Below are 24,874 nucleotides of genomic sequence, written 5' to 3'. Positions count from 1 at the left end.
GCAAAGGGTGGACTCCACCAGACATCAGCAGGCGTTGCGACGGCGGAACAGGATTATGGCAGACATGGAAATGGGCTGGCGCTTTCCCATCCGCCGATCGCCGCCGATCTGCCAGAAACAAAAAATGCGCTGCCGTTTGCGGTCACCGACTATCGCGGCTGCAAATGGCGCGCCGGAGAGGATGAAACTGGGCACCGCTATGTCATTGCTGCGCCCATTGATTTCTAAGATCACTTCTCGGATGCGGGCGTTCGTAGGGCATCTCGCTGTTACATCGCGGTGACAAAGCACCGCCACGGTGGCGTCAACCGGTTACACAGAGCAGGAAATATCTCCGGCCTTCTGGGAGTGGTCAGCGTCCCAGAGGCTGCGTGGGCGTGTCGTCGGTTGGCTGTTAGCGCGGCGACTGGAACGCTCCACGCCTCGCAAGCGGGATAGCGAAGGCTCGTGAAGGCAAGGTCAGCTGCGTTCTCCGTTCTGTATCGGCGACGGGCGGCGACTGGGAGAGATGGATACCATGCAAGTAGGGCGTCCGGAAGTTGGCAGGACATGGACGCGGGGCGGCCCGCGTGCAGGCGCTTGGCTGAGCGGTGCAATGACCATGCAGCGCCGCCTCGCAGCGATCCTGGCTTGCGACGTGGTCGGCTATTCGCGCCTGACGGAGCGCGACGAGCGCGGCACGCTCGAGCGGCTGAAGATCTACCGCAAGGACCTCCTCGAACCGCTGGTCTCCGAGCACCAGGGTCGGGTCGTCAAGCTCACCGGCGACGGCATGCTGTGCGAGTTCGCGAGCGTCGTTAACGCGGTGACCTCGGCGATGGCGATCCAGCAGGCCCTGGCAGAACACGAGGCGGAGACGCCCGAGGGAGAGCGGATTCGCTTCCGCATCGGCGTCAATCTCGGCGACGTGGTCTGCGAAGAGGACGGCGACCTCTACGGCGACGGGGTCAACATCGCCGCCCGCCTCGAAAGCATCGCCGATCCCGGCACCTTGGTCGTCTCGGGCACCGCCTACGACCACCTTCAGGGCAAGCTCGACTGCGGCTTCACGCCGCTCGGCGACCTGCGCCTCAAGAACATCGAGCGGCCTGTGCGCGCCTACCGCGTCGAGACCGACGCCAGCGCCTCGTTGGCTGCACTGCCTCCCCTGCCCGAGAAACCCTCGATCGCGGTTCTGCCTTTCACCAACATGAGCGGCGATCCCGACCAGGAATACTTCGCCGACGGGCTGGTGGAGGACATCATCACGGGCTTGAGCCGGGTGAACTCCTTCTTCGTGATCGCCCGCAACTCGTCGTTCACCTACAAGGGCCGGGCGGTGGACCTGCGCCAGGTCGGGCGCGAACTGGGCGTCCGCTACGTGCTCGAAGGCAGCATCCGCAGAGCAGGATCGCGGGTGCGCATCAGTGGGCAGTTGGTGGACGCGATCAGCGGACACCATGTCTGGGCCGACCGCTTCGAGGGCGACGTGAGCGACATCTTCGACCTGCAGGACAAGGTGACCGAGAGCGTCGTCGGCGCCGTCGAGCCGAGCATCCGGCTGCAGGAGATCAAGCAGGCGCGCATGAGGCCGACCGACTACATCAGCGCCTACGACCTCTACCTTCGCGCGCTGCCGCGCTTTTACAGCATGACGCGCGAAGGCTTTGCCGACGTGCGCCGGCTCACCAACGAGGCGCTCAGCATCGACCCTAGCTTCAACTTGGCGAAGGCACTCGGCGCCTATATCCGCAGCCTATCCGTGAGCCAGTGCTGGCACGAGCCCGACGATAGCCGAGTCGCCGCGCGCATGGCGCGCGAGGTACTGGCTGAAGCGCGCGACGACCCCACGAGCCTACGCTTCGCCGCGCAGGTGATCGCCTACAGCGCGAAGGACTACGAGATGGCGCTGGGCACGATCGAACGATCCCTGCTGCTCAACCCCAATTCGGCGCAGGGCCACACGGGCAGCGGCTGGGTGAACGCGCATTCCAGCCGCCCGCTCGTCGCGATCGAGCACTTTCACAGGGCAATGCGGCTGAGCCCGGTCGACCCCGAGAAGGGCATCGCGCTCTCCGGCATCGGGATGAGCTACCTGATGCTCGAGCGCTACGAAGAAGCGCTGGCATGGGGAGAACGCGCGCTGCACGAGATGCCGAACTACGGCTCCTCGCACCGGGTGGTGATCATGGGGCTGGTCAAACTCAACCGTCTGGACGAGGCGCAGGCGGCGGCGCGGCGGCTGATGGAGGCGTTCCCGACCTACACGCTCACTCTGCAGAGACAGATCAACCCGTGGCGAGACAAGGTGTTCGCCGAAAGTTACGTCGAGGCGCTGGGCATCTCCGGCGTGCCGGAGTGATCGTCGCGGTTGCAAAAGATGCCTCTCCTGCGCGTCACGTCCGGCCAGGCGACGTCCCTTGATTCTGCGTCGCTTCTGGAAGGACAGTTCTCTGGCCGGCTTGTCCGAGGACTGAGCGCGTAGAGCAGCCAAAACATTGTTTTCCGGAAACCCTGGAAAACTAAGATCATCGGATCGCTATGGAGGAGGCTGCGTCTCGCGCACGGTTCGGTTCGCGCGATCAATCCAGCGGTTGCCGATTGAGCAGCATGGAATCGCCGAATTCATGCGTCCGGTATCGGTGCGCGGCGAAGGCTGCGGAGGCCTTGGCGAGCAGAGCATCGTCGGCAAAGGCGCGCAGGAGCTCGAAATGGCTTTCACCCGGCTGGTGGACGCCTGTGAGAATCGCATCGACCACGCGAAGCGGCGTGTCCCGCGCGACGCGGCCCGTCGCAATGCCCTTTCCTGCACGCACGCTGCCATCGGGATTGGCGGCCGCCTCAAGCGCGCGCACGACGCTCGTGCCGACCGCGATGATGCGGCTGCGGCGCAGCTTCGCCCGCGCGACCTTTGCCGCTGTGTGCTCGGGGATGCGGTATGGCTCGTCGAAGGGAAGGCGCGAGTCGAGCGCGCGATCCCCGGTGGAGGAAATGCCCGTGGCATGCGTGAGTGTTGCGAAGCCTAAATCATGCCGCCGCCAGCTTTGAAGCGTGCGCCAGTCGAGCGCAAAGCCTGCCGATGGCGCCTCGAACGCGACCGGCCGGGCGGCAATCTTCGTCCAGACATCCCAAAGTGCCAACGGCTCGGGAACATGCGCGTATTGGATCGGCCGGCCGTGCTGCGCCAGTCCTGCAAGCACAGCTGCGCGGTTGCCTAAGAAGCGCAGCTCGAGAAGGCGGGGATGATCGAGAAGGCGCTCCACAACGGCTTCAAGCGGTCCGAGCCGGAGGCGATTGCCCGGTGACAGTGGAGGCGGAGGCAGCCGATCTTCGGTGCGCGTGCGGTGATCGCCCGCACCGAAGGCAAACCCCACGAAACGTGTTGGATCGGCAAGTGACAGCCAGCCCGCCAGGCGGATCTCGATCGCTTTGCTGCTGGGGACATGGGTGCCGTGCAAGCTGGCAGGCAAGGTCGCGGCGTCATTGGCGACGACCAGGTCGCCGGGCTCGAACAGCTTCGCGAGTTCAGCGCGCGGCAAGTCGGTCATCGCGCCGTCCGCCATGACCACCAACAGCCTGGCGGAGCGCCGATCCGGATGGTCGGCGGCAATCATCCACGTGCCCCGGCGCTAAGTGCTGCGCCGGCCGGCAACGCGTCAAGCAGCTTTTCAATGATCTCGGCAGCTGCCAGATCGGGATGCTTCAAGGTGGCCGGATCGGCGTCAGGCAGCGCCAGCGCGTGCAGCGGGGTGTCCATATCGCCGGGATCAATCGCGAGGAACCTTATGCCATCGTCTTTCGCCTCCTCGTCCCAGATCGCCGTCAGATGGGCAAGAGCGGCCTTGCTCGCACCATACGCGCCCCAGCCGGGATAGGCGTTCACCGCCGCGTCGCTGGAGATGTTGATCACCAGCGCGCCACGGCCCTCGCGCGCCGACGTGGCAAGCGCACCAAACAGCGCTTTGGTCAGCCGAAACGCGCCGACGAGATTGACCGCAAGCGCTTTTTCCAGATCCTCGCACTCGGTGTCGGCGAGCAGCGCAAGAGGCACCGGCCCGAGGCTCGAAGCATTGTTGATCAGAACGTCGAGCCCGCCGAGGCTCGCGGTGACCTGCAACGCGATCGGGTAGATGTCGTGCTTTTTGCCGAGGTCGCCGACAATTCCGTGTGCGCCCGTCTCGTCAGCGATGAGTTCGACGTTTGCGGCAGTGCGAGCGACGAAGGCGACGCGCGCACCCTGCGCGACGAGCTGCCGCACGAGCGCCAGTCCGAGGCCGGACGTGCCACCCGTGACCGCGACGCGAAGTCCGTGGAAATCTATATTCGCCAGCATTGCCGATGCTCCTTCCATCCGTGCAAGCCAATGCTACAAGCTCAAGTTAACTTGAGGTCAAGCATTCATTGCGTGGATCGATGCCGACGATATTCACTCCCGCACGGGCGCAGGCGCAGGCGCGATCGGTGCCGAGTCGGGATGCCTCATCGGGTGAGTTGGCAGCGTGCCGCGACAAAATTCGGAGCAGCGCGACCCTGCCATGCGCGAGATGACGCAGGGTGCCGCCAACGTTCAGCTGCGATATTGTTCGTCGCTGACTTTCTCCAGCCATTCGACCGGCTTGCCATCAAGCGATTCCTGGATAGCGAGATGGGTCATCGCCGTGGTCGCAGACGCGCCGTGCCAATGCTTCACGCCAGGCAGAATCCAGACGACGTCACCTGGCCGGATTTCTTCGACTGGCGCGCCTTCGCGCTGGACCCAGCCGAGACCGGCAGTGACGATCAGCGTCTGGCCGAGTGGGTGCGTGTGCCACGCGGTGCGGGCGCCAGGCTCGAACGTGACGCTGGCGCCACCAACACGCGCCGGCTCGGACGCCTGGAAGAGCGGATCGATGCGCACGGCGCCGGTAAAGTAATCGGCCGGCCCGGGGCCGGACGGCTGTGATCCAACTCGCGTGATCTTCATTGTCTCATTCCTTCCTTGGACAGAAGCTGCGCCAACCTGACCTGCTGCAGCCACAGCGGCGAAAGCACTTGTCGCGGCAAGGACGTCTCTGCGGGTGATGATCATGTCTTAAGCCCCTTCGTTTTCGACGAGGTGGGTCAGAGCAGCTTGTCCGGCGTGATGGGCAGCTCGCGGACGCGCTTTCCGGTAGCGTGGAAAATGGCATTGGCGATCGCTGGCGCGACGCCGACCAGCGCGATCTCGCCGAGGCCTTTCACGCCGAGCGGGTTCACGTGCGGGTCGTGCTCGTCGACGAAGATCACGTCCATGACAGGCGGCGCGTCGGCGTGCACCGGCACGGCGTATTCGGCGAGATTGGCATTGGTGACGCGCCCGTTGCGGGGGTCGACAACCGAGTGCTCCATGAGAGCCATGCCGATGCCGCCGATCATGCCGCCGATGCACTGGCTGCGCGCGATCTTCGGGTTGACGACGCGGCCGGCGCCATAGGCGCCGACCATGCGCCGCACGCGCGTCTCGCCGAGATCCGGATCGACGGCAACCTCCACGAACACCGCGCCGAAAGCGTGCATGGAAAACCGCTTCGTCTCATCTCCGGGAGCGACGTCGGCCGTCGCCTCGATGACTTGGCCGAGACGCTTCATGGCCTCTTCAATTTCGTTGGCGTCGGCGCGTGCCAGCGCCTCGTCGCGCGCCTTGCGGCAAGCCGCCTGCACCGCACTGCCGACGCTCGCCATGGTCATCGAACCGCCGTGGATAGGCGCGCGCGGCAGGCGGGTGTCGCCAAGCGTGAACTTGACCCGCTCGATCGGCAGGCCCAGCGTGTCGGCCGCGACCTGCGTCATCGATGTCCATGTGCCCGGTCCCATGTCGCTCGCTGCGCTCATCACTTCGGCAGTGCCGTCCGGCAAGAGTCGGGCCAGGGCTGAGGCGGGTGCATAGTTCATCGGATAGGTGGCGCTGGCCATGCCCCAGCCAATCAGCCAGCGCCCGTCGCGCATTGAGCGCGGCGCGGCGTTCCTTTGTGCCCACCCGAAACGCTCGGCGGCGGCCCGGTAGCACTCTTTCGTCGATCGGCTCGAGAACGGGAGATCCTTGAATTCGTCCCGGTCCGGCTCGTTGCGCAGCCGCAGTTCGACGGGATCCATGTTCAGCGCGACCGCCAACTCGTCCATGGCCGATTCGAGCGCATACATGCCGCTCGCCTCGCCTGGCGCGCGCATGTAGGTCGGCGTGTGGACGTTCATCGGCGCGATGCGATGGCGCGTGTGGACGTTCGGGCAGGAGTGCAGGAACCGGGTCGCGCTGAGCAGCGCCTCGGTGAACTCCTCGTAGGTCGACGTCTCCTGGAAGCCCTCGTGCCGGATGGCATGGAGCTGGCCGTCACGGGAGGCGCCAAGCGCGGCCCGCTGCACCGTGTGTGGACGGTAGCCGACGCCGTAATACATTTCGCGCCGCGACAGCACCAGCTTGACTGGCCGTCCGGCTACACGGGCGCCCAGTGCCGCCAGCGTGACATGCGGCCAGCAGCGCAGCCCCGAACCAAACGCGCCGCCGACGAAGGGCGAGATGACACGGACGTTGTCGGCAGCGATGCCGAACACGGCGGCGATCTCCTCGGCAACGTTGTGCACCCATTGTGTCTTGTCCCACAGGGTCAAGCTGTTGTCCTGCCATGAGGCAATGGTGGCGAACATCTCGATCGGATTGTGGTTCTCGCGCGGGATGACATAGGTCTGGTCGACCCGGAATTCCGCCTGTTCGAATGCGCTGTCGGGTTCGCCTCGCCGTATCTCCCACTCCGCCGGTTTCCCGGTAGGCAGAACTGGATCGACGCTTTCCATGTCGGTGGCCGCCGCTTCATTGCGATAGGTAACCCGCACGACCTGCGCCGCGTAAACCGCCTGTTCAAGTGTCTCGGCGACCACCAGCGCGATCGGCTGGCCCTGGTGATTCACCCGGTCGTCCTGCAGCACATGCAGACGCTCGCCAACGGCTGCGTCCGGGAGGCCTTTATGCGGCTGGTAGGCGAGCCTGGGCGCGTTGCGGTGTGTCACAACCGCGATTACGCCGGGCGCCCGCTCAGCCTTCGCCGTGTCGATGGCAATTCGGCCGTTCGCGGCAATGCTTCTGACGACGGCGGCATGGGCGAGGTTCGGCACCTCGAACTCGGCGGCATAGGTCGCAGCGCCGGTAACTTTCAGGCGGCCATCGACGCGGCTGACGGATTTTCCGATCAAGGCGGCAGTCATGCGCGTGCTCCCGCGATTTCGACCGCACGCACGATGGCGCGCTGCATGAGTTCGATCTTGAAGTCGTTATGGCCGCGACCCTGTGTGCCTTCTGCTGCGAGCGCCGCCGCCTGGCGGAGTGCCGCTGGCTCGAATTCAGCGCCCGCGAGAGCGGCCTCGACGTTCGGCAGGCGCCAGGGTTTCGTTCCAACGCCGCCGAGCGCTACGCGGGCCTGCCGGATGCGAGCGCCGTCCATCTCGATTGCGACCGCGGCCGCGACCACGGCGAACTCGAAGGAGGCGCGATCGCGTACCTTCAGGTAGTGAGACCGCAGTCCTGCCGCATTGGCCGGGACCGTGATCGCGGTGATCACTTCGCCCGGTTCCAAGACGGTTTCGAGGTGCGGCGTATCGCGGGGAAGGCGATGGAGATCGGAGAGCGGCACGGAACGGTCACCGCCAGCTCCTCGGATCTCGACCGACGCGTCGAGCGCCACCAGGGCAACGGCGAGGTCCGAGGGGTGAACGGCGATACAGTCGTCGCTCGTGCCGAGCACTGCGTGCCAGCGGTTCTCGCCGTCCAGGGCGGCGCAACCGGAGCCAGGCGCGCGCTTGTTGCATGCCTCGTAGCCGACATCGCGAAAGTAGGGGCAGCGTGTGCGCTGAAGCAGATTGCCGCCCATGGTCGCCTGGTTGCGGACCTGCGGGCTCGCCGAGTTCAGCAGCGCCTGGGATATCAGAGGGAACCGCTCGACCACAGCTTGATGGGTGGCCACCTCCGCCATGGTGGCGGCGGCGCCAAGCCTCAGGCCTTGCGAACCGATCTCGATGCCGTCGTCGAGAACTCCCGCGAGGCTCACAAGCCGATCCGGTCGGCGGACATACTCCTGCAGAAGCTGCACCATGTCGGTGCCGCCGGCGATGTATTCGACCGGCGCATCATTGCGGCCGGCCTGGGCGCCGAAGCTAAGTGCGGCGGAGAGATCACGCGGACGTTCGAGCACAAAGGGATGCATGGCTCAGCCCTCCTGTTTCGAACTGGACACGGCAGCCGCGTCCTGGATGGCCGCGACGATATGGTCGTAGGCGCCGCAGCGGCAGAGATTGCCGCTCATCCATTCGCGAATCTCCTGCGGCGACCCGGCATGGTCTTCGCTGATGCAGGCGACGCCGGCCATGATCTGCCCCGACGTGCAATAGCCGCACTGGAAGGCATCACGCTCGATGAAGGCTGCCTGCAGCGGGTGGAGTTCCTCGCCCTGCGCCAATCCTTCGATGGTTTTGATTTCGCGCCCCTGGGCGAGCGCCGCGAGCGAGAGGCACGCCTTCACGCGCATGCCATCCATCAACACCGTGCAGGCGCCGCACTGGCCGAGGCCGCAGCCCTTCTTTGAGCCCGTCAGATGCAGGTGCTCGCGCAGCGCATCCAGCAGCGTCGTGCGCGGATCGAGCGAAAGCCGGCGCTCCGTCCCGTTGATGCGCAGCGATACATCAAGCGGCGCCGTCGCGGCGCCGGCAGCCTGTGCCAGCGCCGGCGATATAGCTCCGGGCACGAGTTGTTCTCCTAAAAGAGCACCGCCAGTCACAGCAGCCGCTTGCATGAGCTCCCGGCGCGTTATGTCCGAACTGGCTGTCGAAGTTCTTTGGCTATCAGACATGTCGATTGTCGCTTTCGTGATGATCCGCCAATTCGCGGCCCAAGATATGGATGGCCCCCGGCCCGAAGACACGCTGGGTGCGTGTGCGACGCTAAAACCTTAGGGCGCTTGAGGCGCCTTGATTAGCGCCCGCTCCCCGATAGGACCTATCGGTCGGGGCCATGAATGGCAGCGACGCGAATGAACTGCCGCCGGTTCTTCCTTCATCGTCATTGCTCAGCCGGGTTCGCGCCACCGTTCGGGAAAATTGCGGGGCTCTCGGCAATCGCCATCGATTGAGTGTGTGCAGTTCGCTCGATTAGCCCGTATAATCCGCACGGACTTATGGGACGGAGCCATAAATGCAGCGCGGACGACTCGATATGCTTCTGGCCTTTCTGGCGGTTGCGCGGGAGGGCAGCTTCACGCGCGCCGCTGCGCAGCTCGGAATTTCGCAGTCCACGCTCAGCCACACGATCCGCGATCTGGAAGAGCGCCTGGGCATTCGGCTGCTGACGAGAACGACCCGCAGCGTTTCACCTACAGAGGCCGGCGAGCGGCTGCTGCGCAATATCGGCCCGCGCTTTGAAGAGATCGAGGCCGAAGTCGACGCATTGAGCGAATTGCGGGAGAAGCCCGCCGGCACCATTCGCCTCACGGCAAGCGATCACGCGTTCAACGCCGTCATCTGGCCGAAGCTGGCGAAGCTCCTGCCAGACTATCCCGACGTCACCGTCGAGGTCTTCCGCGACAACGCACTGACGGATATTGCTGCCGAACGGTTCGACGCCGGCGTGCGAATGGGAGAGCGTGTTGCAAAAGACATGATCGCGGTGCGCGTCGGACCGGACATCCGCTTCGCCGTCGTCGCGACCAAGTCGTATTTCGCCAGGCGGCGGCCGCCAACGACGCCGCAGGAGCTAACCGACCACGTTTGCATCAACCAGCGCTTTTCCATCAATGGCGGGCTTTGGGCCTGGGATTTCGAGCGCGACGGTCGTGAACTGAAGGTGCGGGTGGACGGCCAGATCGTCCTCAATGGCACCCTCGAGATTCTCGAGGCGGCGCTGGCTGGTTTCGGCCTCGCCTATGTGCCGGAGGATGTCGCGGAGCGTCATCTGGAAAGCGGCCGCCTTGTGCGGGTGCTGGATGAGTGGTCACCCCCCTGGCCGGGATATCACCTCTACTATCCAAGCCGCCGTCAAGCGTCGCCGGCTTTCGCCCTGCTCGTTGATGCGCTCCGCTTCTCGGGTTGAGGCCATGCAGTTGCGACGACAAGCCGGAGAGGAATTGCAACGAGCTAGCAAGGAGACGCAGCACCCTATTAGACCGGCCCCGGGGCTCTAACTCTTCGTTACGCGCCAGGTCGTTTCCTGTCGAGCAACGGTTGCTCCTGGCGAAGGTTCGGGAGCCGGCTATGATCCCGTAAAAATTACACGACGCGTCTTGCAGGGACTCACCGTTCAGTAGTGCCGGAACCAGTCTAGCCGAAGACGAATGCAATCAGCAGCTCCGGCTCGATCACCGGCGCCCGCACCGCGCTCAATTGACCACGGTACTGGCGTTCGCCGGTGCCGATGACAAATCCGCTGGTGACCGGAGTTTCGCCGTTGAGGTCGAGACGCGCAAAAATGTCGGCAACGTTGAGGTCCAGCGCCAGCTTGAGGTCGTGCCGCGCATCATCGTTTGATCCGGAGGGCAGTTGGCGCTTCACCAGTTGCTGGAACGGAGCATTGAAGGTCAGGATCTTCTTCGATGACGTCAAGGCAAATGCAGGCGAGGGGCAGGCAACCAGTATGGCGTTGATTGTCGCTATTGACGCGAGCTTACTCAACGTCACGTTTTCCTTCGCCTGTCCGCGTACGCAGGCTACCCGGATCGCCGATGTCAGATTGCCCTTCTGCGCCTGAGTTCCGGCTATCTCATCGATCAGCATGCCGATCGTGCACTTCCGGCTCTCAGCCATCCGCTTCAGGGACATCCAAAAAGCCCGCTCCAGGCGGATCCCGCGGCGCATTCCGCCACGCGCCACAACGCGAAATTCCAGTGCAAAATCCTCGTTGGCGAGCGGCAGGAGTAGTGGATCGGTATTGCTGGAGGGAGAGGTGGCGCTAGCGCTCACTCATGGCCTCCTGACGCGCCTTGTTGATCGGCTTCAAAACGCAACTCAGGATCGTCTTGCGTCCGGTCTCGATGTCGACAGAGCAGATCACGCCCGGGATGACCGGATAAGCCTTGCCATCCCGTTCGATCGTCGAAATCGCAAATGTGATCAGGAGGCCAAGGCGCTTGCCAATGGCCACTTTGATTATCGTATTCGTTTCTACCCCACCCACGCTTCTGCCCGGTACTTTTTATATGGCCAAGCCTTCTCACCGAAGCTTTGACAAATTATCCGACAGATTCTTCGAATACGTGAGTGTTTATTGATCTAGGGCCGGCTAAGAACCGAATTCGGGCCATAAGTTTCGGGAATGTAGCAAAAATGGCACATAAAACGGGCGCTCGCTGCGGTTGCGGCAAGCGCCTGCGCCTGTGATCAATGCTGTTCGCGGCGCTTTCCTTAAGCCTCGCGCAATCTTTGCAGTCTATTCTGCTTGTCGATTGGCGAGGGAACATGACGCGCAAGCCGCTACTGCTTTTTGCCTTCCCGGCTCTCATTCTTCTCATTCTGGCAGGGGAGCGAGCAGCGACGTTCCTGCTCGGAACCTATCCGGCCAGCCCCGCCCTGTGGCGGATCTGGCTTGAACTGCGCCCGTTGTCGATGATGTTCTGGCAGCAGGTCGATCTCTATCTGAGCGGTTCGATGGCCCTTGATGCCGCCATCCTGACCGCCGCATCGATCGTCTGCTGGATGGCTTGCCGGACGAGAAAATCGGCCGCGTTCTTCTTCCTTACCAACCACGCCGCTCTGCTTTTCGCCGGGTTGATGATGGCTTCCAGCAGCCATTCTGAAACAGCGAGCACGATTGCGGCATTCACCGCACCCAGCGGCCAGCCATTCTCGCTGATCCTCGATTTCACTTGGCAGAACAGCCTGGTGCTGGGTCTGGGCACTGCAGCCTGCGCCTACTGTCATTTTGCGTTTCTCGGCGAGGCGCGACAGCGTTCCCAAGCGCTCGCCGTACGGCTTATTGCTCTTCAGCGGAATCTCTAGGGCCCAGGGCACTCCGTAGTTCTCACAAAATGGGCTTTCACGTAGCCGTCCAGGCTGACTGACGGCAACGGATAGTAGGCGACCGGGCACCATTGCCGCTTTCGGTCCGCCCCGGCCGGCCGGCATGGGCCTGTGGCCACGATGATGCCGTTGTGATCGCTAGCGATTGCGCCCGTAGCCCTGGAGAGGTGGCTTGGCTGCGATCGGATATAGAGAACATCCCAAAAGTCGACATTGACAACATGGTAGCAGGTCGCAGCCGTCGCGCTCCCGATCGGCATTGCCAACAAGACGACGGCAGCTCTGCACGCAGCTGAACGCAAAAACCCGTCTCTCGATGTCTGTCGCTTCTAGTTGATTTTCTTGTAATGGACCTTGCCGTCAGGCCGCACTATGCGCTGGTAGGACGAGTTTGGGGGAGGTGGCGCTGCCGCGATCTTCCTTTTGAGCGGGCGCGGCGCTTCGACGATACTGGGTTCGGTCGCTTCTTCGAGATCGGTGGCTGCTTCCGCCATGGTGCTGGTCATGATCACGGAAGGCTCCGCAATGCTCGACATCTCGTCGTCACTGTCCAGGGGCAGCTCCTGTTCAAGCCGGGCAATGCTGCCTTTGACTTCGTTGAAGCTGCCCTGCAGTTGACTGTCCAGTTTTTCGAACCGGCTTTGAAAGCCGTTGTTGACCGTATCGAGCCGGGCTGCGATCCGTTGCTCGAACGAGCCGAGCTGTTCCAGCCGCCGTTCGACAAGGCGCAGATCGTTGATGCCGCGGTAGAAATAGACCGCGGCCGTTATGTTCACCGCCGTGATCAGCAAGGCGCCGACGGCGACAACGCCGATCATCCTTGCATTGCTCGGTTTCCACACTGCAGCTTGCTCTTCAGTGTGGGTTGCCGGCCCAATGTCGATTGCCGGCATATCCGGGTCGCTGATCATCGTCATTGGACCACCACCTTTGCGCCGACCGAGACGCGCTTGAAAAGATCGATCACATCAGTGTTGGTAAGACGGAAACATCCCGATGTTCCGTCGAAGCCGATGCCCTTGGGATCGTTGGTGCCGTGGATGCGGTAGAGCGTGTCGCGCCCGTCCCGCAGCAGATACAGTGCCCTGGCGCCGAGCGGATTGTAGGGACCGGCGGGCACCATTTCCGGCAGCTCCGGCTGGCGGGCGCGCATTTCCCGGGGCGGGCGCCATTCCGGCCATTCCGTTTTCGCCCCGACCTTGACGATGCCGGTCCAGCCAAAGCCGTCGCGTCCGACGCTGATCTGGTAGCGCAGCGCCTGGCCCTGCCGGGTGACCAGATAAAGCGCCTTCTCGTCCTTGCGGATGATGATCGTGCCGGCCCGTTCCGCGGTTTGGAGAGCAACCGCCTTGCGCAGGCTGGGACCCATTGCCGGCAGCGGCGGCCGGTCCGACAGCGCGGATCGGGCTTGGGCGAATTCCCAGGCCGGCATCCCCAAGGCAAGGCCAATGATGCAGGCGCCGGCAAGCCTCGGGGCGATGCGGTATCTACCGGGCTGCGTCATCGAGCCGCTCTTTGAACATCCGCTTCAGGTCCTTGTTGAAGCGCGCCCGCCCATCCACTTCGGAAGGCAGGATGGCCCGGTTCAGCGCGTCGGTCAGCAGCGCATTGTCCAGGCCGACCGACTTGATGTGCGGCGCCTTGAAGATCTTCTCGAGTTCGCTGCGCGAAAAGTGGTTGCCGAACCATTTGCGCTTATGCTTGTTGGCGACCAGCGTGATGCTCACCGAATTGCCGCGCAGTTCGCGGATCTTCGTGTAGAGCCGCTTGCCCTGCCGCAGCGAGGCGACGTTGAGCTCGAAGACGATGAAGATCTCGTCGCTCGTCGAAAGCACGGAATTCTGCCAGGGGGTTTCGATATTCGGCAGGTCGATGATGATGTCGTCGAACCGGTAGGCGACGAGGTCCAGCAGCCGGAACACGAAATCGGCGCCTTGCGGCTCAAACGGCAGCTGCGGCCTCTCGAATGAATAGAGGGTCAGGCCGGACGGGCGAGAGAGCTTGATGACGTCCATCAGTTCGACATCGAGCCTTTCCGGCTGGCCGATGATGCCGGCCAGGTCGAACTGGTTGAACAGGTTGAGATAGGCGCCGCAGTTGGCGCTCTGGAAATCGAGGTCGACGAGGCAGGTCGAAGCCGCACGTTCGGTGGATTTCGAGGCCAGGAATTCCGCCGCCGACAGAGCGATCGTTGTGGCGCCGGCGCCGCCGCTGGCGCTGATAAAAGTGATGATGCGGCTCTTGGTGCCCTGGTTGCCGGTGTCGTGGAAGGTGACTGCGTTCAGCAGTTCCTTGGCGTCGAGCGGCTTGTGCAGCCAGTCCGAGGCATTCATGCGAACCAGGATGCGCGTCTTTTCGGAGGTCAATTCGTCGGAGACCGCAATCAGCGGCACGGTCGCCCACAAGGCGCGCGCCGCGACGATGCCGGGCATGCCGAGCAGCTCGCCATTGGCCAGGTCGAGGATGACGATGCCCGGCCGCGTCTCAGCGGGCGGACCGTTGAGGAAGTCAGCCGTCTCGGAAATCCTGACATCGTAGATGGCCAGCGCGTCGAGCCGCGTCGCCACCTCGCGCTTGAACTGCGGATCCGATGAGAATAGGGCCACCTGCTTTCGTTTGGTCGGGAGAACCTTGGTGTTGATGGCATTCATGGGTAGGTGCTTTTCATATCTTCGCCCGTGACCGTGCTCAGCATGGAGGGCATGGTGATGTCGTTGAATCCGAGCAGTCCACTGAGAAAGAAGAACTGGAAGGTAAGACCCTCCAAGCTGACCGTGACCGTCGGGACCGGTCCGCCTGGGCGGCCCCAATAGCCGAGGCCGGTCGCGGAGTAGGTGATCCTGACATTCGCCGGCTGGAGCCTGGGGAAGAACACGACCATGCGATTGTAGATCGCGTCGAAATTCGCCTGGTTGAATCCAGTACATCCGCCTGCACCGGTACAGGAATAGGTGGGGAAGCTTCCTGACGCCATAGCCGTGCCCACCAGCGGCACGTTCGTGGTGACCGCCGCGCTGGCAAGCGCGTTACTGACAGGATTGGAAATAGAGGCTGCCCTCGCGCCGACTTGGACCGCCTTTGTGGCTGCGTTCCATTGGTAAAGCGCATAGCCGAAATCGATGAAGCCAAGCGTGAGCGTGAGAAGCAGCGTCATCGCAATAACCGCCTCGACCATTGCGGCTCCGCATTCTTCTTGTCTGAAATCACGTCGTGGTCGCATGTCAATAGCCAACAAATCGCTCCTCATGCGAGGCCGCGATGTTGATTGGGCCGACCCCGATGTAGAACAACAGCGAGCCGGCCCCATAGTTGTAGGTAGTGGTCACGCGGATTGTGCGAACGGTCGTGCCGGTCCCTCTGTAGTCTTGCAAGCCCGTGTCTGGATCGACCGGGTTTGCAGTGTCGTAGGTCGCGATTGCGACGGGCTCGTCGGCAGCCCAGTCAGCTACCCTGAACGTCCCGGCCGCCGGTGTCCCGTATTTAGCGATGTTTTGTGCAGTAGAGATGCAATAATTTGTGTCTGGGTCAGGGTTCACAAAGTCCTCTGTGCAGCGCGCCATGAAGCGTGCGGCATCACGCAGACCCGCCTCGATCAGCAGCTTGCGATGGATAATGGTGCCAAACTCAAATACGCCGGCCGTCAGGGCAATCATCAGCGGCGTAATCAATGTCATCTCGACCAAAATTGCACCGCGCTCCTCGCGCCGGAATTGCCGGGCGAGGCGCTGGACGGAGTCGACGCACCTAGCGATAAAGCTGCACATTGTCCTTCGCGAAGCCCATCATGGTGCCTCGACCCTTATTGCCATCGATGTCAACGATTTCGGCCAGCACGTCGTCACCGGTAACCGGCTCGGTGAGGAAGAAACTCGCGAAGCCCATCGCGGTCATGCTGCCACTCTGTCCGTTCAGTTCATCCGCGTACAGAGCGCAATCGACAATGGCTGCGTAGATCAAACGCCGATCAGGATCGGTCGATGGCGATGCATGGCAAAGTGCTTCGCCGGTTTCACCGCCGACTGAAAGGGTGTCGACCAGACCGTTGGCGGGGTCCGTCTCGTATTTGTAAAGGTCATACCGGGACGGCGGGTTGGCGTTCGTATAGGCGCTCCCGTCTTCGTGTTCGAAGTCATCCAACTCACCATTGGGGTAGTTGGCTGCCACGTAGCCCTCGTAATCCCACAGGCCATTACCGATGCGCCCGTCGAATAGCGGGTAGGCCGTGTCCTGCGTCAGGCCATGGAACTTTGTGAGATCGGTCCCCGGTATCTTGTCGCACGGGTCGGTGCCGGGCTTGTTGCCCTTCGGTGCGAAATCAAAGCCCTTGCGAATATTGGGTGCCGGCGGAACCGACGCGTCGGTCTTTGAGAAGTGCGGTCCGTACATGTCGAACCGGGTATTGAACGCAGCCTTCGCCTTTGTCGTCAGGTTGCCGGTCTGCGTGTAGATTCCCCTGCTGTTCACGCATTCCGGAAAATCGACGTGGGCGATGTCATCCGCAAGGTCTCCCTCGCCATAGCCGTGGGATACCGCCGGTCTAAGGAAGCCCATGTTGCCGGGTCCCCATGACGTTGAGCCCATCACGAGTTTGATGCCTTTCCGGTAAAAATTCTGATTGTTTGCCACATCCTGCAGGTTCTGACCCGGGAACGGGTTGCAGATGAAGAGCGGGGTCATGTCGCAGACGACGACGCCCGCGAATCCCGCAACGGCGGTCGCGCCGACATCGAAGAAGTTGTTCGCGCCGGCGCCGACGAAGGACGCTGGGAAGATCGCGTTGAAACGGCTTGCCTGGACTGAAACCATGATAAACTCCGCATCCGCGCTGGTCGCCGCCTTCCGATCGACTCCATTGGCGTCGACCCCCGTCAGCGGATTTATGGCCGTCGAATCGCTTTGCGGGATGCTCGCGAGAAAGCACCAAGCGATGTCGCCTCCGTTCCGGCAGGCCGTCGTGCCGTTCACGACGCCGCCATTATCAAGGTCGGCGCGAGCAGTCACACTGGAGAAGCGGCTGTCGTTCTCGACAAGGTTGGCAAGTGCTCGTTCCGCCCGGGTCCACGCATCCGGCTTGCCGTCCAGTTCCGCTGCCGCCGCGAGCGCAAACGAGTCAGCCCCCTTCTGAAGATCGTTGTGGAGGTTGTTGGCCCGGCTCATATCGATCGCCAGCAAGGAAAAGCCGATGATTGCCGGCAGCATGATGCTGACCAGTATCAGCGCTACTCCCCTTTGATCGTGCCAGAACGCGCGAACAATCCGCAGCATGGCCCTTGCTCCCCTGACGCCAGTCGCTTTGCCTGGCGCTGAACCCGCACTCTTCTATTCAACCCCGGTGTTGCCAACATTCACCGTTATGGCTGGCGGTGGCGGTGGTGGTGGTGGAAATTTGTAAATCTGGGCAACAGCGGCAGCGCGAGCGCCGTCGCCTTCGATCGCCGTGTTCTTCGACGCCGGATTGAGCGGATCGACCGTCTGCAGCAGCGAATTGTATTTCTGCGTGTCGCCGGCAGCCAGTGTCACCGTTTCGTAATTGTTCAGGTAGTCGGCGGCGCAGCCCGTCAGCCCGCCGGCGCACAAAAGCAGGATCAAGGCGCTATTTCTTGACATAGATCATTTTGTCCTTGGATTTCAGGTCGAGCATGTGGCCATAGGGGCCGACGACGCCTTCGCCCAGTTCATATTTGCGAACCATGTCCTTGGTCACTTCGAGCTGACCGAGAATGAAGAACTCCGGGTCGTTGGCGGACCGCGTCTTGTCGAATGGCGTCGCCAGTTGCTCGCCAGGCTTCACCGGCCGCACGATACGCGGCGTCACGATCACGACCAGTTCTGTCTCTTCCTTCTGGTTGCTCGAATTCCGGAACAGCGTTCCGACGATCGGCACCTGGCCGAGCCACGGCACCTGCCGCTGGATCTTGGTGTTCTTGCTGGACAAGAGCCCGCCGACCGCGAAGCTCTGGCCGTCGCGCAACTCGACGACGGTAGACAGCTTGCGGTTGGTGAAGATCGGGTCGCCGGCGACGGTGAAACCGGTGAGGTCGCTGACCTCCGGCGCCAGCCTGATGTTGATCTTGTCGTTGTTGAGCACGACCGGCGTGAACAGCAGATTGACACCGAACTGCTTGTATTCGACCGAGATCTCGCCATCACCCTCGTCGGTGCGGATAGGCACTTCGCCGCCGGCATTGAAGCTGGCGACCTCACCGGAAAGAGTGGTGAGGTTGGGTTCGGCAAGGGTGCGCACAACGCCCTTGGCCTCGAGCGCCTCAATGATCAGGTCGACCTTGATGTTGCTGTCGATGACGCGGGTGATCAGCGCCGCGAATGGGTTGGTGTTCGAAAGAAGGCCGGTAAGCAGACCGCCCGGCCCCAGCACCACACCGTCCTCGTCGACGGCGGCTATGCCCGTTGCGGTGCGGGTCGTGCCGCTGCCGTTGGTGCTTCTGATTGAGACGCCAAGATCGCGGCCGGCGTTGCGCTTGGCCTCAAGCACGCGCACTTCGAGGTTTACTTGCTGGCTGTCGTCGACGGTCACGGCGTTTATGATCGCATCGGGGCCATATTGCTGGGCAACCTCCATGATCGCCGCCAGCGTGGCGCCGTCCTTGACATGGCCGCCAAGCCTGACCTTGCCGTTGATCGAACCGATATCGATGCGCGAATTGGGCGCCACTTGCCGGATCGCCTGCGCCATGTCGCTCACGTCGACGCCGACTTCGATCTGGATCACGCCAAGCGAGCGCTTGTCTTCGGAAAAGAGGTTGACGGTGGTGGTGCCGGCGCTCTTGCCGATGACATAGAGCGTCCGGTCGGTCATTGGCTGGGCGTCGGCGATCTTCTCGTCGCCGACGACGATGTCGCCCAGCGTGGCGTTCACCTGGATCGTTACCGACTGCGACATGGGCAGGAAAACACGGTGGACGCTGGGGTTCGATACATCGATCTTGCGATCGGCTGCATGAGCCGGAAGGTCGATCGGCAGTAACATGACCGAACAGGCCAGCGCGGCAGCCGCCAGTGGTCCCCGGAACATACGCATCTAGACTACCCCCTCTTGCCGAATCGTTCGGCAATACCCTAGCGTTATTTTTGTCGCGGCACGTCGTAAGACTCGAGCTTCACACCCCTGAAGACGCCGATTGTCGCACGCGCCGGCGGCTCCGGCTGCACATATTTGATCACTTCCTTAACCACTTCTTGCACCTGGGGTGCTGAGGCCACTGCCGGAGCAGGTTTTGCGCTGCTCAACAGGTCGAGCCTGCTTCCCACCCGTTCCACGGCCTGGGTCAGCCCATTGATCTTGTCGTCCGCGCGCTTGCGCTCGGCCGCTGCCTCAGCCTCGGCTGTTGCCTGCTTGGCGAGTTCGGCCTGCCTGGCGGCGACGTCGGCCGGCGTTTCGCCGGTCAGGTCCGACAGCGTAACGCGTTCGGTCGTCTCGCCCTCGCTGGCGGCTGCCTGGCGAAGCGCCAGGGACAGCTGGCCGGCGCCGGCGGCCAGTGTAAGCTTCTGCGCGTCCCTGGTGCTGGCCTCGAGCGTGACCGCCTTCACGACCGTCGGGTTCTCGGTGCTTTCATCGGCGACCTGGTCGACGGCGAGCACCTTCATGCTCTGCAAAAGCACGTCGACAAAACTTCTGTCCGCACCATCATTGCGGGTGGTGCGCGTCAAAAGAACGTCGACCCGGTCGCCGGGAAAGACAAATCCGGCGACGCCGAGCACGTCGTTGACCCTTATAGAGACCGCCTTCATGCCTTGGCCGAGCACCGCCGAGAGCGTGGCGCGCTGGCCGGGGCCAGTGATCTTGGTGGCGAGAACAGGCTCGTTGACACCGATCGCCTGCAGCGCCTGCCTCGTGCCTTCGCCGTCCAGCATTTCTTTCGTTGTCTTGAAAGCTCCGGTCGGGACCGCGCCTGAGGGCCAGGCGACTTCGCGCAGCTTGTCAGCCGACAGCGTGTCGCCAAACTTCAACGGTATCGCAGCCACCACGACCGTGTCGCGCTGGACATCTTCCGTCCGCACCATGGCGCTGCGCTGGTTGGTCAACCAAATATTGGCGAGCACAACAGCCAGCACTCCGAACACGCCGGCAAGAACGATCATGATGACGGTGTTTGCACGCATAACCCAACCCGCTCAATTGACTGCGTGCCCCCCAAGGGTCGCCGGTCTCTGGCCAAAAAAGAGCTGGCCCAAGCCTTGGAGGCCTGGGCCAGCCTAACGTGTCAGGGCGCAGGCGCAGCAGGAGTTGCAGCCTGAAGCTGTGTATTAAGCGAGGTCCACCTGCCGCCGACCCAGGTACCGACAAGAATGATGGTGGCGATCACCGCCACGGTAATGATGCCGAGCAAGATAGTATATTCGACCATGGCAGCGCCGTTTTCGTCGTCGCGGAACTGCCGGGTCATCGTCATGAGCTTCTTCATGCCAATTTCTCCCTTTGGAGGTTTGAACCCGACGAGACGAGCCAAGGATGAAATCCATACCCAAGCATCCCCCGTCATCTCGATCTAAGTCCGGACGAAAATCAGAGTCAAACGGGATTAAGGATTGCTTAACTTTCCTATACATGATTTGGCAAGAATATTGCCGATCTCAGGAAGACCAAAACATTGATTCGGCTCGTTTTTCAACCCATCTTAACCATTCGTTCACAATTTGGCCGTGGGCATGGCAGAAGTGGGGCAGCATTAGCGGTAGTGCATATTCCTTTATATCTTAAGGGTTTGCGCGGGTTCCATGGCGCCTTTGTGACAAAAAAGCATCTGGCATTGAAAGGCGAGTGCTCGTGTTCCATTAGGACAGCGCCGTTGATCAAATAAACGTCGCGTTTCCTTATCCTTGATTTTAACTATGTCTGAAGTATTAAGTTGCATCGTGCGGCTGGCGCTTGTGCCACGCGTGGTTAACGCTTAGTTTCGCGGTGGGGATTTCAAAGGGGAAGAGCGTCATGCTGGGGCGATTCATCAAAGGACCAAGCGAGCCACGGGTCGAGCCAACGCTCCAGCCGAAAGCGGCGGTGTCGCCTGTCGCCGCTACGCTTTCCCCAGCCTCCGATCTCGCGCCGCATGGTGACGATTTCCTGTCGCTCAAGGTCGAGCTTCACCGCCACCTCATTGATCGCTTCAACCTGAGCGCCCTTGAAAACGCGTCCAAGGATGAAATTCTGAATGAGATCCGGCCGATCGTGCGGGAATTTGTCCGCGCTCGCAACGTGCCGCTGAATGCTCGCGAGCTCGATCAATTGACCAGCGACACCGCCGACGAGATGCTCGGCCTGGGGCCGATCGAGCCGCTGCTGAAAGACGATTCAATTTCCGACATACTGATCAACACGCACAATCGCGTTTTCATCGAGCGGCGCGGCATGATCGAGGAAACCTCGATCCGATTCCGCGACGAGGCGCATCTGCTGCGTGTCATCAACAAGATCGTCTCGGCGATCGGCCGACGCGTCGATGAATCGGCGCCGATGGTGGATGCGCGGCTGGAAGACGGCTCGCGCGTCAACATCGCGGTGCGGCCGATCTCGGTGGATGGCCCGCTGGTGTCTATCCGCAAATTCTCCAAAAACCCCTATTCGCTCGAACGCCTGATGGCGTTCAATTCTATCCGCCAGCCGATGATCGACCTGCTTCGCATTGCGGTGCAGGCACGCAAGTCGATCCTGGTTTCAGGCGGCACCGGCAGCGGCAAGACGACCTTGCTCAACGCCCTGTCGAGCTACATCCCGTCTCGGGAGCGTCTGATCACCATCGAGGACGCCGCCGAACTGCAGTTGCAGCAGCCGCATGTCGGCCGCCTCGAAACCCGCCCGCCCAATGTCGAGGGCAAGGGCGAGGTCCGCCAGCGCGAGTTGCTCAAGAATGCGTTGCGCATGCGGCCGGACCGCATCATCGTCGGCGAGGTCCGCGGTGAAGAAGCCTTTGACATGCTGCAGGCGATGAACACCGGCCACGAAGGCTCGATGACCACGATCCATGCCAACACGCCGCGGGACGCGATATCGCGATTGGAACAGATGGTCGGCATGGCGGGCATGCCGATGACCCATGAGTCCATTCGGGCGCAGATCGCGTCGGCCATCGACATCATCGTCCAGACGCAGCGTCTTTCGGACGGGGGAAGGCGGGTTGTTTCGATATCGGAACTGACCGGTATGGAAGGCAATGTCGTCCAGCTTCAGGAACTTTACCATTTCGTTCGCCGCGATGTGAATGCGGAGGGTCAGATCGTCGGTGAATTTCGCGCCACCGGCGTCCGTCCCCGCTTTGCCCAGGAAGCGGCGACGCTTGGCCATCACTTCGCCAAGGATGCGTTCAACCCGCAGGTTCCGCTTTGATCCCGTCGGGCCAGACATTGCTTTACCTCATCTATGTGATGGCGGCGGCGTCGGTCATTCTCGCGGCCGAGGCTCTGTATGTGAGCTACTCCAAACGCCGCTCAACGGTCAGCACGATCAACCGTCGGCTGAAGCGGCTCGCTGACGAGGTTCCGGCCGAACAGACCTTGCAGGGATTGCTGCGAGAACGTGGGCTTACCGGCTCGGGCGATTTTCTTTTCAATGCGGTCGGGCTCAACAGGCTATACACTCAATCCGGCATAACCGGGAATCCGCTGTCGTTTGTCGCTATATTTATTCTCGCTGGGCTGGTGCTGGCACTGGTATTGGCTTTCCTGCTGCACTTCTCCGCCGTGGTTTCATCTATCATCTTTCTTCTCATCGGATTCGTCCTGCCGTTTCTGGTTCTCCGCCGGGCGCGTGCCAAGCGAATCCAGAAATTCGCGAAGCAATTGCCGGATGCACTTGACATGATCGTGCGTTCGCTGCGCGCTGGTCATCCGACTTCCGTAGCGATAGGTCTTGTAGCCCGTGAAATGCCTGATCCGCTTGGCACCGAATTCGGCATCGTTTCCGACGAAATCACCTTTGGCCTTAGCCTTGAAAACGCGGTGCGGAAACTCTCGCAGCGCGTCGGCTTCGAGGGCCTTCAACTGCTGTCTGTGTCGCTGTCGATTCAGGCCAAGACCGGTGGCAATTTGACCGAGATCCTGTCGAGCCTCTCATCGGTGTTGCGCGAACGGCAGAAACTGCGGCTGAAAATCAGGGCGCTCTCCGCTGAGGGCCGAATGTCCGCGTGGATCATTTCCCTGTTTCCGCTCTTGATGTTTGGCATCCTCACAGGCCTCGCCCCGAGCTACTATGGCGATGTATGGAACAGCCCATTGATCACGCCTGTGTTCCTGATTTTCGGGCTATGGGCCCTGCTGGGTGACTTCATCATGTATCGCATGGTCAATTTCGATTTTTGAAGGAGTGAGGCTATAGACTTGTTTTCGAATACCGGGGATTTGAGCCTTCTGGTTTCCATTGCCGTCTTCCTGGCGGCCGTAGCGCTTTTCTTGGTTGGCGGGCTCGTCTTCTTGCCGGCGCTGCAGACGAGGAAACTGGTTGCGCAAAGCCTGATGGCACAGGGCATTCCCAACCGGCGTTCGCTTGTCGGACAGGAAGAACTGGCAAGGATCTCAGCGCAGCGGCCGGTCGAGGCCTATTTTCGGTCGATCGAAAAAGAGCGGGACGAGCCCAGCGCCCTGGACGCGAAGCTCTTTCGCGCCGGCTTCTACCAGTCAGGTGCGCCGCTGATTTATACTCTGTCGCGGCTCGGCGCTGTCTGCGTCGGCTTTGTTGCGACCTATGCACTCCTGTCCCAGATTTTACCGCCCCAATTGCCTGGTCTTGTCGCTTTTGGAGGTTCAGCCTTGCTTGGGCTGGCATGCATTGTCATACCAAGTATCGCGCTCGACCGGTTCGAGAACGGGCAAAAGCAGATCTATCGTCGTGGCTTTCCGGATTTCATGGATATGATGATCACCTGCGCCGACGCGGGCATGAGCCTTGAGGCGGCAGTCGAGCGCGTCAGCAACGAACTGGCCGGCACCCATAAATGGCTTGGCATCCAGCTTTCGATCATGGCTCTGCAGTTGCGCGCCGGCAAGCCGTTACGCGAGGCGCTGCGCGAACTGTCTGACCGCATCGGGCTTGAAGAGGCGCGGGCGCTGGCGGTTTTGTTCCGGCAATCCGAGGAACTCGGTACAAGTTTGACAGAAGCCCTGCGCGTTTATAGCGACGAAATGCGTGGACAGAGAATCCTTCGGGCCGAGGAACGTGCTAACGCGTTGCCGGTCAAGATGATGATTCCATTGGGGCTATGCATCTTTCCGGTGGTGATGATGGTCGTCATGCTGCCTGTCATCATCCGGATGAAAGGCATTTTCTTCTAGGCAGGTATATGCTTTGGTCGAAATACAGAGTCGGAGAACTCTTTTGGGGGACGAAATGACAGGGCCAATGCGCCTCGCAGCCGTAGCCGGCTTGCTGCTTATCGTGCTTTCCGGCTGTCAGACGGCTGATACCGGCGTCGTCCGCACCAACGAGCCCTCGAAAGGTGACGTGACTGCCTTTGGCGATGCCTTCGACGGGCTGAAGACGGTCAGCGACGTCGAATATTATGCCTCGGACCAGGCCGTCGCCGAAGCCAAGAACCAGTTCCGCGCGGAAAACTACGGCAATGCCGGCGCCCTGTTCTACAAGGCGACGCAACTGGCGCCCAATGATGGTGGTGCCTGGATGGGCTTGGCCGCCTGCAGCGATCGCATCCGCCGCTTCGACCTTTCCGACCACGCCTATCGCCAGGCGTTCCGGCTGGTCGGCGGGACGCCCGAATATTATAACAATGTCGGCTATTCCTATCTGCTGCGCGGCAAGCTGCAGGACGCGCGCAGCAGTTTCCTCAAGGCCTATGAACTAGCGCCGAATGATCCGACCGTGGCCAACAATCTGAAGCTCCTGTCGTCCAGCGTAAAGAATCTCGAGCGGTAAGGCGACAGC

General features: G+C 61.9%; 25 protein-coding genes and 1 pseudogene. 7 read left to right on the top strand and 19 right to left on the bottom strand.

Going from position 1 to position 24,874, the window contains the following annotated elements; translation table 11 throughout:
- Positions 1 to 24 precede the first annotated feature (24 nt).
- Complete coding sequence (locus BQ8794_RS06835; RefSeq protein WP_077374635.1) at positions 25 to 234, bottom strand: hypothetical protein; 210 nt, start codon at positions 232 to 234, stop codon at positions 25 to 27.
- Between the two features lie 361 nt (positions 235 to 595).
- Here BQ8794_RS06835 and BQ8794_RS06830 point away from each other — a divergent pair, with 361 nt between their 5' ends.
- Positions 596 to 2,341 (top strand): adenylate/guanylate cyclase domain-containing protein, encoded by a 1,746-nt coding sequence (locus BQ8794_RS06830; protein ID WP_077374634.1) that lies wholly within the window; start codon positions 596 to 598, stop codon positions 2,339 to 2,341.
- A gap of 220 nt (positions 2,342 to 2,561) precedes the next feature.
- Here BQ8794_RS06830 and BQ8794_RS06825 read toward each other — a convergent pair whose 3' ends face one another.
- From BQ8794_RS06825 to BQ8794_RS06800, 6 genes are all read right to left on the bottom strand, one after another.
- Positions 2,562 to 3,593: an S-adenosylmethionine:tRNA ribosyltransferase-isomerase gene (locus BQ8794_RS06825; protein ID WP_077374632.1), complete on the bottom strand. Its 1,032-nt coding sequence runs from the start codon at positions 3,591 to 3,593 to the stop codon at positions 2,562 to 2,564.
- Positions 3,590 to 4,312: an SDR family NAD(P)-dependent oxidoreductase gene (locus BQ8794_RS06820; RefSeq protein WP_077374630.1), complete on the bottom strand. Its 723-nt coding sequence runs from the start codon at positions 4,310 to 4,312 to the stop codon at positions 3,590 to 3,592. The genes BQ8794_RS06825 and BQ8794_RS06820 overlap by 4 nt, the downstream gene beginning before the upstream one ends.
- A 234-nt stretch (positions 4,313 to 4,546) precedes the next feature.
- Positions 4,547 to 4,942 (bottom strand): (R)-mandelonitrile lyase, encoded by a 396-nt coding sequence (locus BQ8794_RS06815; protein WP_077374628.1) that lies wholly within the window; start codon positions 4,940 to 4,942, stop codon positions 4,547 to 4,549.
- A 137-nt stretch (positions 4,943 to 5,079) separates the two neighbouring features.
- Positions 5,080 to 7,194, bottom strand: coding sequence for a xanthine dehydrogenase family protein molybdopterin-binding subunit (locus BQ8794_RS06810; protein WP_077374626.1), 2,115 nt, complete (start codon positions 7,192 to 7,194; stop codon positions 5,080 to 5,082).
- Positions 7,191 to 8,189, bottom strand: a complete 999-nt coding sequence (locus BQ8794_RS06805; RefSeq protein WP_077374624.1) for an FAD binding domain-containing protein — start codon at positions 8,187 to 8,189, stop codon at positions 7,191 to 7,193. The genes BQ8794_RS06810 and BQ8794_RS06805 overlap by 4 nt, the downstream gene beginning before the upstream one ends.
- Before the next feature lie 3 nt (positions 8,190 to 8,192).
- Entirely contained in the window at positions 8,193 to 8,831 is a 639-nt protein-coding gene (locus BQ8794_RS06800) for a (2Fe-2S)-binding protein (protein WP_077374622.1), read from the bottom strand.
- A gap of 341 nt (positions 8,832 to 9,172) precedes the next feature.
- Between BQ8794_RS06800 and BQ8794_RS06795 the strand changes: the two genes are divergently transcribed.
- A complete protein-coding gene (locus BQ8794_RS06795) occupies positions 9,173 to 10,066 on the top strand; it encodes a LysR family transcriptional regulator (protein ID WP_077374620.1) in 894 nt (297 codons plus the stop codon).
- Between the two features lie 227 nt (positions 10,067 to 10,293).
- Here the strand turns inward: BQ8794_RS06795 and BQ8794_RS06790 are convergent, their stop codons facing one another.
- On the bottom strand, positions 10,294 to 10,932 hold the full coding sequence (locus tag BQ8794_RS06790; protein WP_077374618.1) for a ribbon-helix-helix domain-containing protein: 639 nt from the start codon (positions 10,930 to 10,932) through the stop codon (positions 10,294 to 10,296).
- Positions 10,922 to 11,068, bottom strand: a pseudogene (locus BQ8794_RS06785) (HlyD family type I secretion periplasmic adaptor subunit); the annotation flags it as partial. The gene BQ8794_RS06790 and the pseudogene BQ8794_RS06785, both read right to left, overlap by 11 nt.
- A gap of 359 nt (positions 11,069 to 11,427) precedes the next feature.
- On the opposite strand from BQ8794_RS06785, the gene BQ8794_RS06780 reads away from it, so the two are divergent.
- Positions 11,428 to 11,967 (top strand): hypothetical protein, encoded by a 540-nt coding sequence (locus BQ8794_RS06780; RefSeq protein ID WP_077374614.1) that lies wholly within the window; start codon positions 11,428 to 11,430, stop codon positions 11,965 to 11,967.
- A gap of 350 nt (positions 11,968 to 12,317) precedes the next feature.
- Here the strand turns inward: BQ8794_RS06780 and BQ8794_RS06775 are convergent, their stop codons facing one another.
- From BQ8794_RS06775 to BQ8794_RS06730, 10 genes are all read right to left on the bottom strand, one after another.
- Positions 12,318 to 12,905 carry a hypothetical protein gene (locus BQ8794_RS06775; RefSeq protein WP_077374612.1) on the bottom strand — a complete coding sequence of 196 codons (588 nt, stop codon included), beginning with the start codon at positions 12,903 to 12,905 and terminating at the stop codon, positions 12,318 to 12,320.
- Complete coding sequence (locus BQ8794_RS06770; RefSeq protein WP_077374610.1) at positions 12,902 to 13,492, bottom strand: L,D-transpeptidase; 591 nt, start codon at positions 13,490 to 13,492, stop codon at positions 12,902 to 12,904. Before BQ8794_RS06770 ends, BQ8794_RS06775 begins: the two co-directional genes overlap by 4 nt.
- Positions 13,476 to 14,639, bottom strand: coding sequence for a CpaE/TadZ family protein (locus tag BQ8794_RS06765; RefSeq protein WP_077374608.1), 1,164 nt, complete (start codon positions 14,637 to 14,639; stop codon positions 13,476 to 13,478). The genes BQ8794_RS06770 and BQ8794_RS06765 overlap by 17 nt, the downstream gene beginning before the upstream one ends.
- A complete protein-coding gene (locus BQ8794_RS06760) occupies positions 14,636 to 15,163 on the bottom strand; it encodes a TadE/TadG family type IV pilus assembly protein (protein WP_244554881.1) in 528 nt (175 codons plus the stop codon). Before BQ8794_RS06760 ends, BQ8794_RS06765 begins: the two co-directional genes overlap by 4 nt.
- A 46-nt stretch (positions 15,164 to 15,209) precedes the next feature.
- Complete coding sequence (locus BQ8794_RS06755) at positions 15,210 to 15,671, bottom strand: TadE family protein (RefSeq protein ID WP_167378656.1); 462 nt, start codon at positions 15,669 to 15,671, stop codon at positions 15,210 to 15,212.
- A gap of 61 nt (positions 15,672 to 15,732) precedes the next feature.
- A complete protein-coding gene (locus BQ8794_RS06750) occupies positions 15,733 to 17,253 on the bottom strand; it encodes a pilus assembly protein TadG-related protein (protein ID WP_077374602.1) in 1,521 nt (506 codons plus the stop codon).
- Positions 17,254 to 17,307: 54 nt separating this feature from the next.
- Entirely contained in the window at positions 17,308 to 17,595 is a 288-nt protein-coding gene (locus tag BQ8794_RS06745; protein WP_077374600.1) for a hypothetical protein, read from the bottom strand.
- Positions 17,582 to 19,027 carry a type II and III secretion system protein family protein gene (locus BQ8794_RS06740; RefSeq protein ID WP_077374598.1) on the bottom strand — a complete coding sequence of 482 codons (1,446 nt, stop codon included), beginning with the start codon at positions 19,025 to 19,027 and terminating at the stop codon, positions 17,582 to 17,584. The genes BQ8794_RS06745 and BQ8794_RS06740 overlap by 14 nt, the downstream gene beginning before the upstream one ends.
- Positions 19,028 to 19,071: 44 nt before the next feature.
- A complete protein-coding gene (cpaB, locus tag BQ8794_RS06735) occupies positions 19,072 to 20,109 on the bottom strand; it encodes a Flp pilus assembly protein CpaB (protein ID WP_077374596.1) in 1,038 nt (345 codons plus the stop codon).
- A 101-nt stretch (positions 20,110 to 20,210) separates the two neighbouring features.
- A complete protein-coding gene (locus BQ8794_RS06730; protein WP_077374594.1) occupies positions 20,211 to 20,411 on the bottom strand; it encodes a Flp family type IVb pilin in 201 nt (66 codons plus the stop codon).
- A 524-nt stretch (positions 20,412 to 20,935) separates the two neighbouring features.
- On the opposite strand from BQ8794_RS06730, the gene BQ8794_RS06725 reads away from it, so the two are divergent.
- Genes BQ8794_RS06725 through BQ8794_RS06710 form a run of 4 tightly spaced genes read left to right on the top strand, consistent with a single transcriptional unit; the run spans position 20,936 to position 24,865 of the window.
- Positions 20,936 to 22,327 carry a TadA family conjugal transfer-associated ATPase gene (locus BQ8794_RS06725; protein WP_077374592.1) on the top strand — a complete coding sequence of 464 codons (1,392 nt, stop codon included), beginning with the start codon at positions 20,936 to 20,938 and terminating at the stop codon, positions 22,325 to 22,327.
- Between the two features lie 38 nt (positions 22,328 to 22,365).
- Complete coding sequence (locus tag BQ8794_RS06720; protein WP_244554880.1) at positions 22,366 to 23,298, top strand: type II secretion system F family protein; 933 nt, start codon at positions 22,366 to 22,368, stop codon at positions 23,296 to 23,298.
- Between the two features lie 18 nt (positions 23,299 to 23,316).
- Positions 23,317 to 24,267 carry a type II secretion system F family protein gene (locus tag BQ8794_RS06715; protein ID WP_077374590.1) on the top strand — a complete coding sequence of 317 codons (951 nt, stop codon included), beginning with the start codon at positions 23,317 to 23,319 and terminating at the stop codon, positions 24,265 to 24,267.
- A 55-nt stretch (positions 24,268 to 24,322) separates the two neighbouring features.
- Positions 24,323 to 24,865, top strand: a complete 543-nt coding sequence (locus BQ8794_RS06710) for a tetratricopeptide repeat protein (protein ID WP_167378655.1) — start codon at positions 24,323 to 24,325, stop codon at positions 24,863 to 24,865.
- Positions 24,866 to 24,874: the final 9 nt, after the last annotated feature.

It is taken from the genome of Mesorhizobium prunaredense, assembly GCF_900156895.1.
GTDB lineage: Bacteria > Pseudomonadota > Alphaproteobacteria > Rhizobiales > Rhizobiaceae > Mesorhizobium > Mesorhizobium prunaredense.
This window is presented reverse-complemented; position numbering and strand designations above follow the sequence as displayed.